Origin of the sequence: Limnohabitans sp. 103DPR2 (genome assembly GCF_001412575.1) — a bacterium.
Lineage (GTDB): Bacteria > Pseudomonadota > Gammaproteobacteria > Burkholderiales > Burkholderiaceae_C > Limnohabitans_A.
In genome coordinates, this window is the sequence record NZ_CP011834.1 from 2,108,056 (window position 1) to 2,122,051 (window position 13,996).

At 53.4% G+C, this 13,996-nt stretch carries 13 protein-coding genes; 2 read left to right on the plus strand and 11 right to left on the minus strand.

The window, feature by feature from the left end; translation table 11 throughout:
- Positions 1–50: 50 nt before the first annotated feature.
- Both ftsH and L103DPR2_RS10155 read right to left on the minus strand, forming a co-directional pair.
- A complete protein-coding gene (gene ftsH / locus L103DPR2_RS10150; protein WP_055360987.1) occupies positions 51–1,967 on the minus strand; it encodes an ATP-dependent zinc metalloprotease FtsH in 1,917 nt (638 codons plus the stop codon).
- 129 nt (positions 1,968–2,096) lie between these two features.
- On the minus strand, positions 2,097–2,768 hold the full coding sequence (locus tag L103DPR2_RS10155) for an RlmE family RNA methyltransferase (protein ID WP_055360988.1): 672 nt from the start codon (positions 2,766–2,768) through the stop codon (positions 2,097–2,099).
- Between the two features lie 31 nt (positions 2,769–2,799).
- Between L103DPR2_RS10155 and L103DPR2_RS10160 the strand changes: the two genes are divergently transcribed.
- Both L103DPR2_RS10160 and L103DPR2_RS10165 read left to right on the plus strand, forming a co-directional pair.
- Positions 2,800–3,273 carry a YhbY family RNA-binding protein gene (locus tag L103DPR2_RS10160; RefSeq protein WP_055360989.1) on the plus strand — a complete coding sequence of 158 codons (474 nt, stop codon included), beginning with the start codon at positions 2,800–2,802 and terminating at the stop codon, positions 3,271–3,273.
- Between the two features lie 3 nt (positions 3,274–3,276).
- Complete coding sequence (locus tag L103DPR2_RS10165; RefSeq protein ID WP_055360990.1) at positions 3,277–4,017, plus strand: hypothetical protein; 741 nt, start codon at positions 3,277–3,279, stop codon at positions 4,015–4,017.
- A gap of 49 nt (positions 4,018–4,066) precedes the next feature.
- Here L103DPR2_RS10165 and greA read toward each other — a convergent pair whose 3' ends face one another.
- The 9 genes from greA to lpxD form a co-directional block, all read right to left on the minus strand.
- Positions 4,067–4,543, minus strand: coding sequence for a transcription elongation factor GreA (greA, locus tag L103DPR2_RS10170; RefSeq protein WP_055360991.1), 477 nt, complete (start codon positions 4,541–4,543; stop codon positions 4,067–4,069).
- Positions 4,544–4,563: 20 nt separating this feature from the next.
- Positions 4,564–7,788, minus strand: a complete 3,225-nt coding sequence (gene carB / locus L103DPR2_RS10175; RefSeq protein WP_055360992.1) for a carbamoyl-phosphate synthase large subunit — start codon at positions 7,786–7,788, stop codon at positions 4,564–4,566.
- Between the two features lies 1 nt (position 7,789).
- Entirely contained in the window at positions 7,790–8,953 is a 1,164-nt protein-coding gene (carA, locus tag L103DPR2_RS10180) for a glutamine-hydrolyzing carbamoyl-phosphate synthase small subunit (RefSeq protein WP_197274868.1), read from the minus strand.
- 221 nt (positions 8,954–9,174) lie between these two features.
- On the minus strand, positions 9,175–9,945 hold the full coding sequence (locus L103DPR2_RS10185) for a TrmH family RNA methyltransferase (protein ID WP_055360993.1): 771 nt from the start codon (positions 9,943–9,945) through the stop codon (positions 9,175–9,177).
- Positions 9,942–10,574, minus strand: a complete 633-nt coding sequence (gene rnhB / locus L103DPR2_RS10190; protein WP_055360994.1) for a ribonuclease HII — start codon at positions 10,572–10,574, stop codon at positions 9,942–9,944. The genes L103DPR2_RS10185 and rnhB overlap by 4 nt, the downstream gene beginning before the upstream one ends.
- Complete coding sequence (gene lpxB / locus L103DPR2_RS10195) at positions 10,546–11,661, minus strand: lipid-A-disaccharide synthase (protein WP_055361976.1); 1,116 nt, start codon at positions 11,659–11,661, stop codon at positions 10,546–10,548. Before lpxB ends, rnhB begins: the two co-directional genes overlap by 29 nt.
- 63 nt (positions 11,662–11,724) lie before the next feature.
- Positions 11,725–12,528, minus strand: coding sequence for an acyl-ACP--UDP-N-acetylglucosamine O-acyltransferase (gene lpxA, locus L103DPR2_RS10200; RefSeq protein ID WP_055360995.1), 804 nt, complete (start codon positions 12,526–12,528; stop codon positions 11,725–11,727).
- 12 nt (positions 12,529–12,540) lie between these two features.
- Positions 12,541–12,981, minus strand: a complete 441-nt coding sequence (gene fabZ, locus L103DPR2_RS10205) for a 3-hydroxyacyl-ACP dehydratase FabZ (RefSeq protein WP_055360996.1) — start codon at positions 12,979–12,981, stop codon at positions 12,541–12,543.
- On the minus strand, positions 12,978–13,973 hold the full coding sequence (lpxD, locus tag L103DPR2_RS10210; protein ID WP_055360997.1) for a UDP-3-O-(3-hydroxymyristoyl)glucosamine N-acyltransferase: 996 nt from the start codon (positions 13,971–13,973) through the stop codon (positions 12,978–12,980). Before lpxD ends, fabZ begins: the two co-directional genes overlap by 4 nt.
- Positions 13,974–13,996 lie beyond the last annotated feature (23 nt).

Genomic DNA, 13,996 nt, shown 5'->3' on the forward strand with positions numbered 1-13,996 from the left:
TTGATTCAAAATAAGAACGGGGCCGAAGCCCCGTAGAAAATCAAGAACGATCAGGCCGCGTTGGGCTCAGGATCCGTTTTGACAGCTGGCGTGCCGCCGGCATCGTCATTGCCCGAGGGCGGAATGCGCGGTGTCCAGTCTTTGGGCGCGGTGGGTTCGCGGCCAGCCATGATGTCGTCAAGCTGCGTGACATCGATGGTTTCCCATTCCAACAGAGCCTTGGCCATGGCATGCATCTTGTCGCTGTTTTCTTCAATCAAGCGGCGCGCCAAGTTGTATTGCTCATCGATGATGCGACGAACTTCGGAATCAACCTTTTGCATGGTCGACTCTGACATGTTGGTGGTTTTGGTGACGGAACGTCCCAAGAACACTTCACCTTCGTTTTCAGCATAGACCATGGGGCCAAGGGCTGTGGTCATGCCATAACGCATCACCATGTCGCGTGCAATTTGGGTGGCACGCTCAAAGTCGTTGCTGGCACCTGTGGTCATTTGCTTCATGAACACTTCTTCAGCAATACGACCACCAAACAACATGCTGATTTGGTTCAACATGTATTCGCTGTCGTAGCTGTAGCGGTCTTTTTCAGGCAGGCTCATGGTGACGCCCAAGGCACGGCCGCGAGGAATGATGGTGACCTTGTGCACAGGATCGCACTTGGGCAAGAGCTTGCCAATGAGGGCGTGTCCCGACTCATGATAAGCCGTGTTGCGACGCTCTTCTTCAGGCATGACCATGCTCTTGCGCTCTGGGCCCATCAGAATTTTGTCTTTGGCTTTTTCGAAGTCTTGCATTTCCACAACGCGAGCGTTGCGGCGAGCAGCCATGAGGGCGGCTTCGTTGCAGAGGTTGGCCAAATCGGCACCGCTCATGCCAGGTGTTCCGCGGGCAATGACGCCAGGGTTCATGTCTTGGCCGATTGGGATTTTGCGCATGTGCACAGCCAAGATTTGCTCGCGGCCACGGATGTCCGGCAAAGTGACATACACCTGGCGGTCAAAACGACCTGGGCGCAACAAGGCAGCATCCAAGATGTCGGGGCGATTGGTAGCGGCCACCACAATGACACCTAAGTTGGTTTCAAATCCGTCCATCTCAACCAACATTTGGTTGAGGGTTTGTTCGCGTTCGTCATTGCCACCGCCAAGGCCAGCGCCGCGCTGACGGCCGACAGCATCAATTTCGTCCACGAAGATGATACAAGGTGCATTTTTCTTGGCGTTCTCAAACATGTCGCGAACACGGGCAGCACCCACACCAACGAACATTTCAACGAAGTCTGAACCCGAGATGCTGAAGAAAGGCACTTTGGCTTCGCCTGCAATGCTCTTGGCCAGCAAGGTTTTACCGGTACCCGGAGGGCCGACCAACAGCAAACCGCGCGGAATGCGTCCACCCAGTTTTTGGAAGCGTTGAGGATCTTTCAAGAAGTCCACAACCTCTTTCACTTCTTCTTTGGCTTCGTCACAACCCGCCACATCGGCAAAGGTCACTTGATTTGCGTTTTCATCCAGCATGCGCGCTTTGCTTTTTCCAAAGCTGAAAGCCCCGCCTTTGCCGCCGCCCTGCATTTGGCGCATGAAATAAATCCAAACACCAATGAGGAGCAGCATGGGGCCCCAGCTGACCAGCAAGCTCATCAGCAAGGAACCCTCTTCGCGAGGTTTCACATCAAACTTGACGCCATTGGCAATGAGGTCACCCACCAAGCCGCGGTCGAGGTACGTCGCAGTTGTTTTGATGCGGCGATCATCGGTGGTGGTGGCCACAATTTCTGTGCCGCCTTGACCTTCTTGGATGGTGGCCGTTTTGATGCGGTTACTGCGAACTTCTTCGAGGAAGTCGGAGTAGCCCAAATAGCCAGATCCCGCACCGGTGCGGTTGTCAAATTGTTTGAATACGGTGAAAAGCACCATGCCAATCACCAGCCATACGGCAATCTTGGAAAACCAGGGGTTGTTCAAGAAGAGCTCCCATCAAAACGTCTAATTGGTCTTCATTCTAGGCTTTTGAAAGCCCAGAACATCTAATTTCACTTGACTAAGCCTTAAAAGTGCAGGGAAATTGGTTCTCTCGCACCGTGGAAGCAACAGTCACAGGGGAACAGGTCTGTTTTTAGGCTCGATTCCCACCAAAAACTGCTCGGATGATTTGTCTCGAGAGGCCTTGGGTTTGATGGGTTTGACCACCTTGAAAGAATCCTTGAAAAGCTTCACCAATTGGCTGTAGCCGCTTCCGTGAAACACCTTGACCACCAAGGCGCCCTGGGGCTTGAGGTGCATTTGGGCAAATTCAACGGCCAGCTCAATGAGGTGCGAAATTCGGGCCGCATCCACAGAGTCAATGCCCGACAAATTGGGCGCCATGTCAGAGACCACCACATCAACGGGACGGTCACCCACAATGGCCTGCAACTGCGCCAGCACCTCTGCATCCGTGAAGTCGCCCTGAATGAAGTGAACGCCCTCTACGGGCTCCATTGGCAACAAATCGACCGCCAAAATGGTGCCATTCAAGTCACCAGCGGCAGCCCCCTGGGGCGATAAGCGTCGGCGCACGTATTGACTCCACGCCCCTGGGGCAGACCCCAAATCCACCACCAGGTTACCCGGTTTGATCAAGCCAAAGGTTTCGTCAATTTCCTTCAATTTGTAGGCAGCCCTCGCCCTGTAGCCCTCTTTTTTGGCCAATTTGACGTAGGGGTCATTGACGTGGTCGTTCAACCACGACTTATTGACTTTTTTACTTTTGGTTTTTACTTTCATGTTCTTCCGTTCAAGCAGGGATAATAGCGCCATGCCTCAAATTCAATTGACTCCCGCTCAACGCAAGGTTCACCGAGCCGAAGCGCACCACCTCGACCCCGTTGTCATGGTTGGCAACGATGGCCTCACGCCAGCCGTTGTCAAAGAAACCGACGCAGCCCTCAAGGCGCACGGCTTGATCAAAATTCGTGTTCTAGGCGACGATCGTGCCGCCCGCGAAGCCATGTTCAACCAGCTGGCCGAAGACCTTAACGCTGCGCCCATTCAACACATTGGCAAATTGCTGGTGTTGTGGCGCCCTGTGCCTGAAAAGGAAAAAACCGTTTCAGAAGACCGCATGGCCGGACCCCGCGATTTTAAGGTCTTGAAGTACAGCAGCCGCGGCGGCCAACGCCCTGAAGTCAAAACATTGCGCGTCTTGGGCAATCAACGCCTGACATCGGGCGGTCAAGTCAAGCGCGCCAAGGTCAAGCAAAAGTCGATCAAAAAGCGCAATCAAGCCTAAGTCATGACCGCGCAGTCTGCTCAACGCCACATCATCTGCATGAAATGGGGCACCAAGTACGGCCCCGAGTACGTCAACCGTTTGTACGCCATGGTGCGCAGGCACCTGACCGGCGATTTCAACATGGTGTGCCTCACCGACGATGCCCATGGCATTCGCAGTGAGGTGCAGTGCTTGCCTATCCCTGCATTGGATTTGCCGCCCGGCATTCCTGAACGCGGTTGGACAAAATTAGCATCCTTTGCACAAGACCTGCACGGCTTGCGAGGTACCGCTTTGTTTTTGGATGTGGATGTGGTGATCGTGGGCAACATGGATGGCTTTTTTGAAGCACCCGGTGACTTCATGATCATCCATGACTACAAACGGCCTTGGCGCATCACGGGCAACTCTTCTGTTTACAGATACGAGTTAGGTGCACACCCCGATGTGCTGGCGTATTTCCGCAACAACTTTGACAGCATTCGCAAACAGTTCAGAAACGAACAAGCCTATCTGTCGGACTTTTTGCACCGTCAAGGCAAGCTGGCTTACTGGCCCGCTGAGTGGTGCCCCAGTTTCAAGTACCACAGCATCCCTGCATGGCCCACCAATTACTGGACAGCGCCCTTCATTCCCAAAGATGCCCGCATTGTGATTTTCCACGGCGAATGCAACCCGCCAGATGCCCTGGCCGGCAAACGCAATCGAAAGTTCAGATTCATCAAGCCTGCCCTTTGGGTGGCTGATCACTGGAAGGAATAAAAAAAGGCGCTCCACAGAGCGCCTTTTTTCGGTTCATGTCAGTCTGAACTTAGATGTAAGACACCGCCACAATTTCGTAACGTTTCTCGCCACCCGGTGCTTGCACCACGGCCACATCACCCTCTTCTTTGCCAATGAGTGCACGGGCAATCGGACTGCTGATGTTGATCAAGCCCAATTTGAGGTCAGCCTCGTCTTCACCCACGATTTGGTACTTAACCACTTCGCCAGTGCTTTCTTCTTCCAACTCAACAGTCGCACCAAACACCACACGGCCACCCGCATCGACAGATGCAGGGTCGATGATTTGCGCAGCAGACAGTTTGCCTTCAACCTCTTGAATTCGACCTTCCACAAAACCTTGACGGTCTTTGGCAGCTTCGTATTCAGCGTTCTCACTCAAGTCGCCTTGAGCGCGCGCTTCTGCAATGGCATTGATCACTGAAGGACGCTCCACCGTTTTCAATTGGTGAAGCTCTGCCTTCAGCTTTTCAGCACCGCGCAGGGTAATTGGAATAGTAGCCACGTAATGTCTCCGAGTTTTTCTTAAGCGGTCAACATGGCATGCATTTCTTGAACAGAAATGACATCCAGTTTGTCCATGTACTTCATGCCTTCAACAGCAGCCTCAGCGCCAGCAATGGTCGTGAATGTGGTCACGCGCGCCAGCAAAGCAGAAGTGCGAATGACACGCGAATCTGCAATGGCATTGCGGCGCTCTTCAACCGTATTGATGACCAAAGCAATTTCATTGTTCTTGATCATGTCCACAATGTGAGGACGACCCTCCGTGACTTTGTTGACTGCCTGAACAGTAACGCCTTCAGCAGAGATGGCCGCAGCCGTGCCTTTGGTTGCAAAGATCTGGAAACCCAAAGCCACCAAATCACGGGCAACTTTAACGGCACGAGGTTTGTCACCATTCTTCACCGTCAAAAATACCTTACCTTCTCTGGGTAATTTGGTACCTGCGCCCATTTGACTTTTCACAAAGGCTTCGCCAAAGGTTTTGCCCACACCCATCACTTCACCGGTGGACTTCATTTCTGGGCCCAAGATGGTGTCGACGCCAGGGAACTTCACAAACGGGAACACCGCTTCTTTGACGCTGAAATAAGGGGGCGTGACTTCTTTGGTGATGCCTTGCGATGCCAATGATTGACCGGCCATGCAACGTGCGGCCACTTTGGCCAACTGAATGCCCGTGGCTTTCGAAACATATGGCACCGTGCGTGATGCACGGGGGTTCACTTCGAGCACATAGATGACATCTTTGCCATCGACGTGCTGAATGGCAAACTGAACGTTCATCAAACCCACCACATTCAAAGCACCGGCCATGGCGGCGGATTGACGTTTGAGTTCATCCACAGTGGCAGCGCTCAAGCTGTAAGGGGGCAAAGAGCAAGCAGAGTCACCGCTGTGTACGCCAGCTTGTTCGATGTGTTCCATCACGCCACCAATAAAGGTTTTACCTTCGGGGTCGCGCAAGCAATCAACGTCGCACTCAATGGCGTCGTTCAAGAAGCGATCGAGCAGCACGGGTGAATCGTTGCTAACCTTGACCGCTTCACGCATGTAGCGCTCGAGGTCGCGTTGCTCGTGAACAATTTCCATGGCACGGCCACCCAGCACGTAGCTGGGGCGAACCACCAAGGGGTAACCCAAGGCAGCGGCTTTTTCCAAAGCTTCTGGTTCTGTTCGCGCTGTGGCATTGGGCGGCTGACGCAAGCCCAATTCGTGCAACAATTTTTGGAAACGCTCGCGGTCTTCTGCGGCGTCAATCATATCGGGGCTGGTACCGATGATGGGCACGCCCGCCGCTTCCAAACCGAGGGCCAATTTCAAAGGTGTTTGACCACCGTATTGAACGATCACGCCGGTGGGCTTTTCTTTGTCCACAATTTCAAGCACGTCCTCTAGCGTCAGCGGTTCGAAATACAAGCGGTCTGACGTGTCGTAGTCGGTTGAAACGGTTTCCGGGTTGCAATTGACCATGATGGTTTCATAACCATCTTCGCGCATGGCCAAAGCGGCGTGCACGCAGCAATAGTCAAACTCAATGCCCTGACCAATTCGGTTAGGTCCGCCACCCAAGACCATGATCTTTTTGTTGGTGGTGGGTTCTGCTTCGCACTCATCTTCGTAAGTGGAATACATGTAAGCCGTGTCGGTAGAGAACTCGGCCGCGCAAGTGTCCACACGTTTGTAAACGGGGCGGACATTCATGGCGTGGCGCTGCGCACGCACTTCGTGCTCGGTTGTTTTGAGCAACTTGGCCAAGCGGCGATCTGAGAAACCTTTTTTCTTCAAAGCGCGCAGTTCGTCTGCCGTGATGGCTTTCAAGTTGGTGGTTTCGAGTTCAAGTTCGATCTTGACGATGTCTTCAATTTGCACCAAGAACCAAGGGTCAATTTTGGTCAGGTTGAACACTTCATCCACCGTCAGGCCCATGGCGAAAGCATCGCCCACATACCAAATGCGGTCGGGTCCTGGCTCGCCCAATTCTTTTTCAAGAACTTCGCGGTCTTGTGTTTTTTCGTTCAAGCCATCGACGCCCACTTCCAAACCACGCAAGGCTTTCTGGAAAGATTCTTGGAAAGTGCGGCCCATGGCCATCACCTCGCCCACCGACTTCATCTGAGTGGTCAGGCGGCTGTCGGCTGTGGGGAATTTTTCGAAGGCAAAACGTGGAATCTTGGTCACCACGTAATCGATGCTGGGCTCGAAACTGGCGGGTGTTGCGCCGCCTGTAATTTCATTGCGCAATTCATCGAGTGTGTAACCCACAGCCAACTTGGCTGCCACTTTGGCAATGGGGAAGCCTGTTGCTTTAGAAGCCAATGCAGAGGAACGTGACACACGTGGGTTCATCTCAATGACCACCATGCGGCCGTCTTTGGGATTGATGGAGAACTGAACGTTGGAACCACCGGTGTCAACACCAATTTCACGCAGCACTGCCAAGCTGGCATTTCGCATGATTTGGTATTCTTTGTCCGTCAATGTTTGTGCAGGCGCAACCGTGATGGAGTCGCCGGTGTGCACACCCATGGGGTCTAAGTTTTCGATGGAGCAGATGATGATGCAGTTGTCCGCCTTGTCGCGAACCACTTCCATCTCGTACTCTTTCCAACCCAACAAAGACTCTTCAATGAGAAGTTCATTGGTGGGAGAAGCCTCCAAACCGCGTTTGCAAATGGTCTCGAATTCTTCTGGGTTGTAGGCAATACCGCCGCCTGTGCCGCCCAAGGTAAAGCTAGGGCGAATGACGGTGGGGAAACCCACTTTGCGCTGAACATCCCACGCCTCTTCCATGCTGTGGGCAATGCCCGAGCGCGCAGAGCCCAAACCAATTTTGGTCATGGCGTCTTTGAACTTCAAGCGATCTTCAGCTTTGTCAATGGCTTCGGGTGTGGCGCCAATCAGCTCGACTTTGTACTTGTCGAGCACGCCGTTGTGCCATAGATCTAGCGCACAGTTAAGCGCTGTTTGGCCGCCCATGGTGGGCAGGATGGCGTCGGGTCGCTCTTTGGCAATGATCTTCTCAACCGTTTGCCAAGTGATAGGTTCAATGTAGGTAACGTCCGCAGTGGCGGGGTCGGTCATGATCGTGGCAGGGTTGCTGTTGATCAAGATGACTTTGTAGCCCTCTTCGCGCAAAGCTTTACAAGCTTGCACGCCAGAGTAGTCGAACTCACAGGCCTGGCCAATGATGATGGGGCCAGCGCCAATGATGAGAATGCTTTTAAGGTCGGAGCGCTTTGGCATGTTATTTGGTCTCCATCAAGTTGATGAAGCGATCGAAGAGATAAGCAATGTCATGAGGACCCGGTGAGGCCTCGGGGTGACCTTGGAAACAAAACGCGGGTTTGTCGGTGCGGGCCAAACCTTGCAGTGTGCCGTCGAACAAAGACACGTGCGTCGCACGCAAGTTAGAGGGCAAAGACTTTTCGTCCACGGCAAAGCCGTGGTTTTGGCTGGTGATGGACACACGACCCGAGTCGAGGTCTTTGACCGGATGGTTAGCACCGTGGTGACCAAACTTCATTTTGAAAGTTTTGGCACCGCTGGCCAAGGCCATGATTTGGTGACCCAAGCAAATTCCAAAAGTAGGAATGCCGGTTTCGATCAATTCTTTGGCTGCAGCAATGGCGTAGTCGCAAGGCTCTGGATCGCCTGGGCCGTTGGACAAGAAGATGCCATCGGGCTTGTGCTTGAGCACTTCAGCGGCGGGCGTTTTGGCCGGCACCACAGTGACTTTGCAGCCACGCTCGGCCAGCATGCGCAAGATGTTTTTCTTGACGCCAAAGTCGTAAGCCACCACGTGGAAACGCGGGGCAGTTTGTTGGCCATAACCACTGCCCAACTTCCACTCGGACTCGGTCCAAGCGTAGGAAGCTGAAACGCTGACCTTTTGGGCCAAGTCCAAGCCTGCCATGGCAGGTGCTGCTTTGGCAGCTTGCACAGCTTGAGCCGTGAGTTCGGGCGTGACAGCCTGACCTGCAGCCAAAGCCACAATGGCGCCATTTTGGGCACCCTTGGTGCGCAAGAGCCGCGTGAGTTTGCGGGTATCAATGTTGGCGATGGCCACAGTGCCACTGCGTGACAAGTAGGCCGAGAGCGTTTCGGTTGAGCGGAAATTGCTTGCGACCATGGGCAGATCTTTGATGATCAGGCCAGCAGCATGGACTTTGTCGGATTCGACATCCTCGGGGTTGACGCCGTAGTTGCCAATGTGCGGATACGTGAGGGTCACGATCTGCTGGCAGTAGCTGGGGTCTGTGAGGATTTCTTGATAGCCTGTGAGGGAGGTATTGAAAACCACCTCACCAACAGTGGAGCCAGGAGCTCCAATGGAATTGCCGACAAAGACTGTGCCGTCTGCAAGCGCCAAAATGGCTAAGGGGAAGGTTCCCTGAAGAGACAAAAGCACTGGGTTCTCCGGTATGGTTCGGGTACGCCCCAGCACGCGCAAGATTCACCTTAAAAGGTTCACTTTTTGGCTGCTTTTGAAGGGAAATGGCTTGTTGTGAGCGGGTGCGTACAGGTTGATGCGGGAAAGCCTCTCATTATAGCCGTGTCTCTTTGCAAGACCGCCGGCTCAACCATCGATTTTTTCAATTTAGGCGGCTGAACTGGTCGGATCAAAATCCGTCAATTAGAGGTGGCACTGGCATGCAAACAAATGGCCGCCGCTGTGGCCACGTTCAGGGACTCTTCCCCGCCAGGCTGTGCGATGCGAACCTTTAGGGCAACAAGCGCCATCAGCTCTGGTGAAACCCCCTGCCCCTCGTGGCCCATCACCCATGCACACCGCCTTGGCAGCTTGCCCTGTTGAATCAATTCATGCAAAAAAGGACCTTCATGCACATCGGTTCCCAACAAAGGAACCTGCAGACCTTTCAAGTCGTCCAAACTGGCTGATTCGATTAGCCCCATTCCAAAATGCGCGCCCATGCCTGCGCGCAGTACTTTAGACGACCACAAACCTGCCGACCCTTTAATGGCCACGACTTGTTTGAAGCCAAAAGCGGAGGCACTGCGCAAAATGGCCCCCACATTGCCCGCATCTTGAAGCCGATCCAAAACCACCGTGGCGGCTTGTGGGTCTAAATCAGGAGTTGATGGCAACGTCATTAAAAAGCCCATTTTGGAGGGCGACTCCAGCGCACTCAAGCCCGAAAACAGATCGTCAGGTACCACCCAAACTTCTTCTGCACACTGGGCCCACTCAAACTCTGAGGCTTGCCAGATGGCTTCTGAAAAAACAGCCAGCTCGGGTTTGACACCTCGTGACAAAGCAGCTCTGCACAAATGGTCGCCTTCCATCCACACCAAACCCAGCTTGCGATAGGCTTGCGAGTCTTGTGCCAAACGGCGAATGGTTTTCAGACGGGGATTGTCCCGCGAAGTAATCAGTTTCATGATTTTGGCGATGCTTGCAGCACTTGCGTCACGGGTGCAAAAGTTTTGCGGTGAAAAGGGGTTGCACCCCAAGTTTGGAGTGCCTTCAAATGAACCGCGGTGCCGTATCCCTTGTGGGCATCAAAGCCGTATTCTGGAAACTGGCTGTGCATGTCGTCGCACAGTCGATCGCGGTGGACCTTGGCCAAAATGGAGGCCGCAGAAATTTCTTGCACCTTTTCATCACCCTTCACGATGGCCTCGGCGCGTACGTCCAAAATAGGCAGGCGGTTGCCATCTACATACACCAGAGTTGGTTTTAACCTCAATGCCTCTACAGCCCTTTGCATGGCCAACATCGTCGCTTGCAAAATATTCAGGGTGTCAATTTCTTCGACACTGGCTTCAGCAATGGCAAAGCACAAAGCCTTGGCTCGAATTTCATCGAACAAGCGCTCCCGTGTCTTGGCCGTTAATTTTTTGGAGTCGGCCAAGCCTTTGATGGGTTTGAGCTCATCCAAGATCACCGCGGCAGCCACCACAGGGCCAGCCAAGGGACCGCGCCCAGCCTCGTCCACGCCAGCCAACAAGCCAGGGACATCCCAAGCCAAGCTGACTTGCTCAGGCTTTGACAAGCGTTTGGATCGCATGGGCGGCCAATGTAGGGGTGTCACGCAACAAAGATGCGTGCAGGGTTTCAAAACGACGTGCCAAGGCTTGGGCTTTCTCGGGCGAGCGCAGCCAATCCAATACGGCATTCGACATGTTGAGGGGTGTGGCCTGTTCTTGCAAAAGCTCAGGCACACAAATTTCTTGCGCCAAGATATTGGGCAAGCCCACCCATGGCTGGAGCTTTTTGCGCTTCATCATTTGCCAACTGAGCCAGTTCATGTTGTACGCAATGACCATGGGTTTTTTGAAGAGCGCCGCTTCAAGGGTGGCGGTTCCACTGGCAATGAGCGTGACATCACAAGCGGCCAATGCAGCATGCGACTGTCCCTTCAAGATCTGAACCTGTGAGGCACCGACTTGATCGCGCAGGTTCTCAATGCGAGCCATCATAGAAGGCATCGCGGGCAGCACAAATTGCAATTGCGGTTGCTGCTGAGCCAGCAATTGGGCCGTTAGAAAAAACCGCTCGGCCAGGTACGTAATTTCAGATTCACGGCTGCCAGGCAACAGGGCCACAACCGGACGCTCTGGGTCCAGGTTCAATTCGCGTCTGGCCTTGAGCATGTCCACATGCATGGGAATGGCCTGCGCCAAGGGATGTCCGACATACGTGGCCGCAATGCCATGTTGATGCAGCAATTGCGTTTCAAATGGAAATATGCAAAGCACATGGTCCACGCTTTGTTTGATTTTTTCAATCCGCTCGGCACGCCAGGCCCAAATGGAGGGGCAGACAAAATGCACGGTGGGAATGCCGGATTGTTTCAAATCGCGCTCTAAGTCGAGATTGAAATCGGGTGCATCGACACCCACAAACACTTCGGGTGGTTTGGCCAAAAGTTGTGCTTTGAGTTGATTGCGAATGCCCACAATTTCGCGATAGTGACGCAACACCTCGACATAGCCGCGCACTGCCAATTTCTCCGAAGGCCACAAAGCATGAAAGCCTTGCGCTTGCATTCTGGGTCCCCCAATGCCATACAAGTTGGCATCGGGCCATTGCGCGCGAATACCCTGCATCATCAAGCCCGCCAAAAGATCGCCCGAAGTTTCGCCGGCCACCATGGCCATGGAAAAAGCCCCATCAGGGGCTTTTGAAAGCGAAACAATTGGCAAGTGTTGCACCTGTTATCTCACAATGCCGCGCTCGGGCGATGTGGCTTGCAAGAAGCTGAGCATCATGTCGACGTCGGCCTTGGCTTCTGGGTATTTTTGAGTGAGCAACTCAATTTCTGTTTGTGCTTGCGACAAAGTGAGTTGCTGCCGATAAAGGCTTTTGTGCATGGCCTTGACCGCAGAAATCCTCTCTGCAGAAAAACCGCGACGGCGCAAGCCTTCAAAGTTCATGGAGCGTGCTTGTGCAGGTTGACCCTGCGCCATCACAAAGGGCGGCAAGTCGGCAAAGAGCAATGAATGCATGGCCGTGAAACTGTGGGCACCCAATCTGCAAAATTGATGCACGACCGTAAAGCCGCCCAAGATCACCCAATCGTCAACATGCACATGGCCTGCCAGTTGAGAGCTGTTGGCAAAAATGGTGTGATTACCCACCACACAGTCGTGTGCCAAATGCACGTAAGCCATGATCCAGTTGTCATTGCCCAACTTGGTGACACCTGTATCGCCGGGTGACCCAATGTTGAAGGTGCAAAATTCCCGAATGGAATTGCGGTCACCGATGATCAACTCACAGGGCTCACCCGCATATTTTTTATCTTGCGGCACAGCGCCCAAAGAGTTGAACTGAAAAATTTTGTTGTCTTTGCCAATGGTGGTGTGGCCTTCAATCACGCAGTGACTGGCGATGGTGGTGCCAGCATCAACGCGAACATGTGGACCGATGACCGTGTAAGGGCCTACCGTGACACTGCTGTCCAGTTGGGCCGAGGGGTCAATGATGGCGGTTGGGTGAATGCGAGACACGGTGGTCATAGGCTTCTGAAATTAAGCAACCTTGCGCATGGTGCACATCAACTCGGCTTCTACCGCAATCTCTTCACCCACTTTGGCGCGCGCTTTGAATTTGAAAATGCCCGCTTTCATGCGGTCCAATTCGACTTCCAAAATCAGTTGATCGCCTGGCTCGACGGGACGCTTGAAACGCGCGCCATCAATGCCCGCAAAGTAGTACACGGTATTTTCGTCAGGTGTTTCGCCCATGGTGTCAAAGGCCAACAAAGCCGCGGCTTGCGCCAAGGCCTCCAGCATCAATACGCCAGGCATGACAGGGCGTGAGGGAAAGTGGCCCGTGAAATAAGGCTCGTTGACGGAGACATTTTTCAATGCCTTGATGCGCACGCCCTTCTCAATTTCCAAGACGCGATCAACCAACAAAATGGGAAACCGGTGTGGCAATTGTTTGAGAATTTGATAAATGTCCATCATGATGATTTTCCTGAAATGGGAGGCTGAGGGCGATGCGCCTCAAGCGCTTTGATACGGTCGCGAAGTTGATGCAATTGCTTGAGGCTGGCTGCATTTTTTTCCCAGGATGCATTGTCATCGATGGGAAACAGGCCGGTGTATTGACCAGGTTTTTGAATAGAGCGCGTGACGACGGAAGCGGCAGAAATGTGCACACCGTCTGCCAAACTCAAGTGACCCAAAATAATGGCACCGCCACCCACGGTGCAGTGGGCACCAATGCGCGCGCTGCCCGCCACACCCACACAGCCAGCCATGGCTGTGTGTTTGCCAATGTGAACGTTGTGGCCAATTTGAATGAGGTTGTCGAGCTTGACACCGTCTTCAATGACCGTGTCTTGCAATGCACCACGGTCAATGCAGGTGTTGGCACCGATTTCGACATCGTTGCCAATCGTGACTGCACCAAGCTGTTCAATTTTTTCCCAAGCACCTTGATGCAAGGCAAAACCAAAACCATCGGCGCCAATGACCACACCAGCGTGAACAATGCAACGTTCACCAATTTGGCAATTTTCGCCCAGTGTGACTCTGGATTTGAGTTGCGTATGCGCGCCCACTTTGGCGCCCTGCTCTACAACACACAAAGGACCGATGATGGCCGTCTCGTGAACAAAGGCTGTGGGGTCAATGACGGCACTGGGATGAATTCGATGCGCAGGGACTGGCCTGGTTTTCTTTTTCCAAAGTTGCGTCAATCGTGCAAAGTAAAAGTATGGATCGTCCGAAACAATGCATGCACCGCGCTCAAGGGCCAATTCCTTGAATTGAGGTGTGACGATGACACAGGCCGCTTGGGACTGCTTCAAATGGGATTGGTATTTGGGGTGACTGAGGAAACTCAGGTCACGAGGACCCGCTGTTTCTAGCGGGGCCAGTTGCGCAATGGGAGTTTGTGGACTGCCGTGAAGGCTGCCGCCTAAAGCTTCAACAATTTCACCAAGCTGCAGCACAACACAGGTCCAATGCGCTCAGC

Coding starts and splice junctions, on each gene's coding strand:
- L103DPR2_RS10155 (WP_055360988.1), bottom strand. CDS start 2,768: ATGAAAGTAAAAACCAAAAGTAAAAAAGTCAATAAGTCGTGGTTGAAC.
- L103DPR2_RS10165 (WP_055360990.1), top strand. CDS start 3,277: ATGACCGCGCAGTCTGCTCAACGCCACATCATCTGCATGAAATGGGGC.
- rnhB (WP_055360994.1), bottom strand. CDS start 10,574: ATGCGATCCAAACGCTTGTCAAAGCCTGAGCAAGTCAGCTTGGCTTGG.
- L103DPR2_RS10160 (WP_055360989.1), top strand. CDS start 2,800: ATGCCTCAAATTCAATTGACTCCCGCTCAACGCAAGGTTCACCGAGCC.
- fabZ (WP_055360996.1), bottom strand. CDS start 12,981: ATGATGGACATTTATCAAATTCTCAAACAATTGCCACACCGGTTTCCC.
- lpxB (WP_055361976.1), bottom strand. CDS start 11,661: ATGGTGGCCGGCGAAACTTCGGGCGATCTTTTGGCGGGCTTGATGATG.
- L103DPR2_RS10185 (WP_055360993.1), bottom strand. CDS start 9,945: ATGAAACTGATTACTTCGCGGGACAATCCCCGTCTGAAAACCATTCGC.
- lpxA (WP_055360995.1), bottom strand. CDS start 12,528: ATGACCACCGTGTCTCGCATTCACCCAACCGCCATCATTGACCCCTCG.
- carB (WP_055360992.1), bottom strand. CDS start 7,788: ATGCCAAAGCGCTCCGACCTTAAAAGCATTCTCATCATTGGCGCTGGC.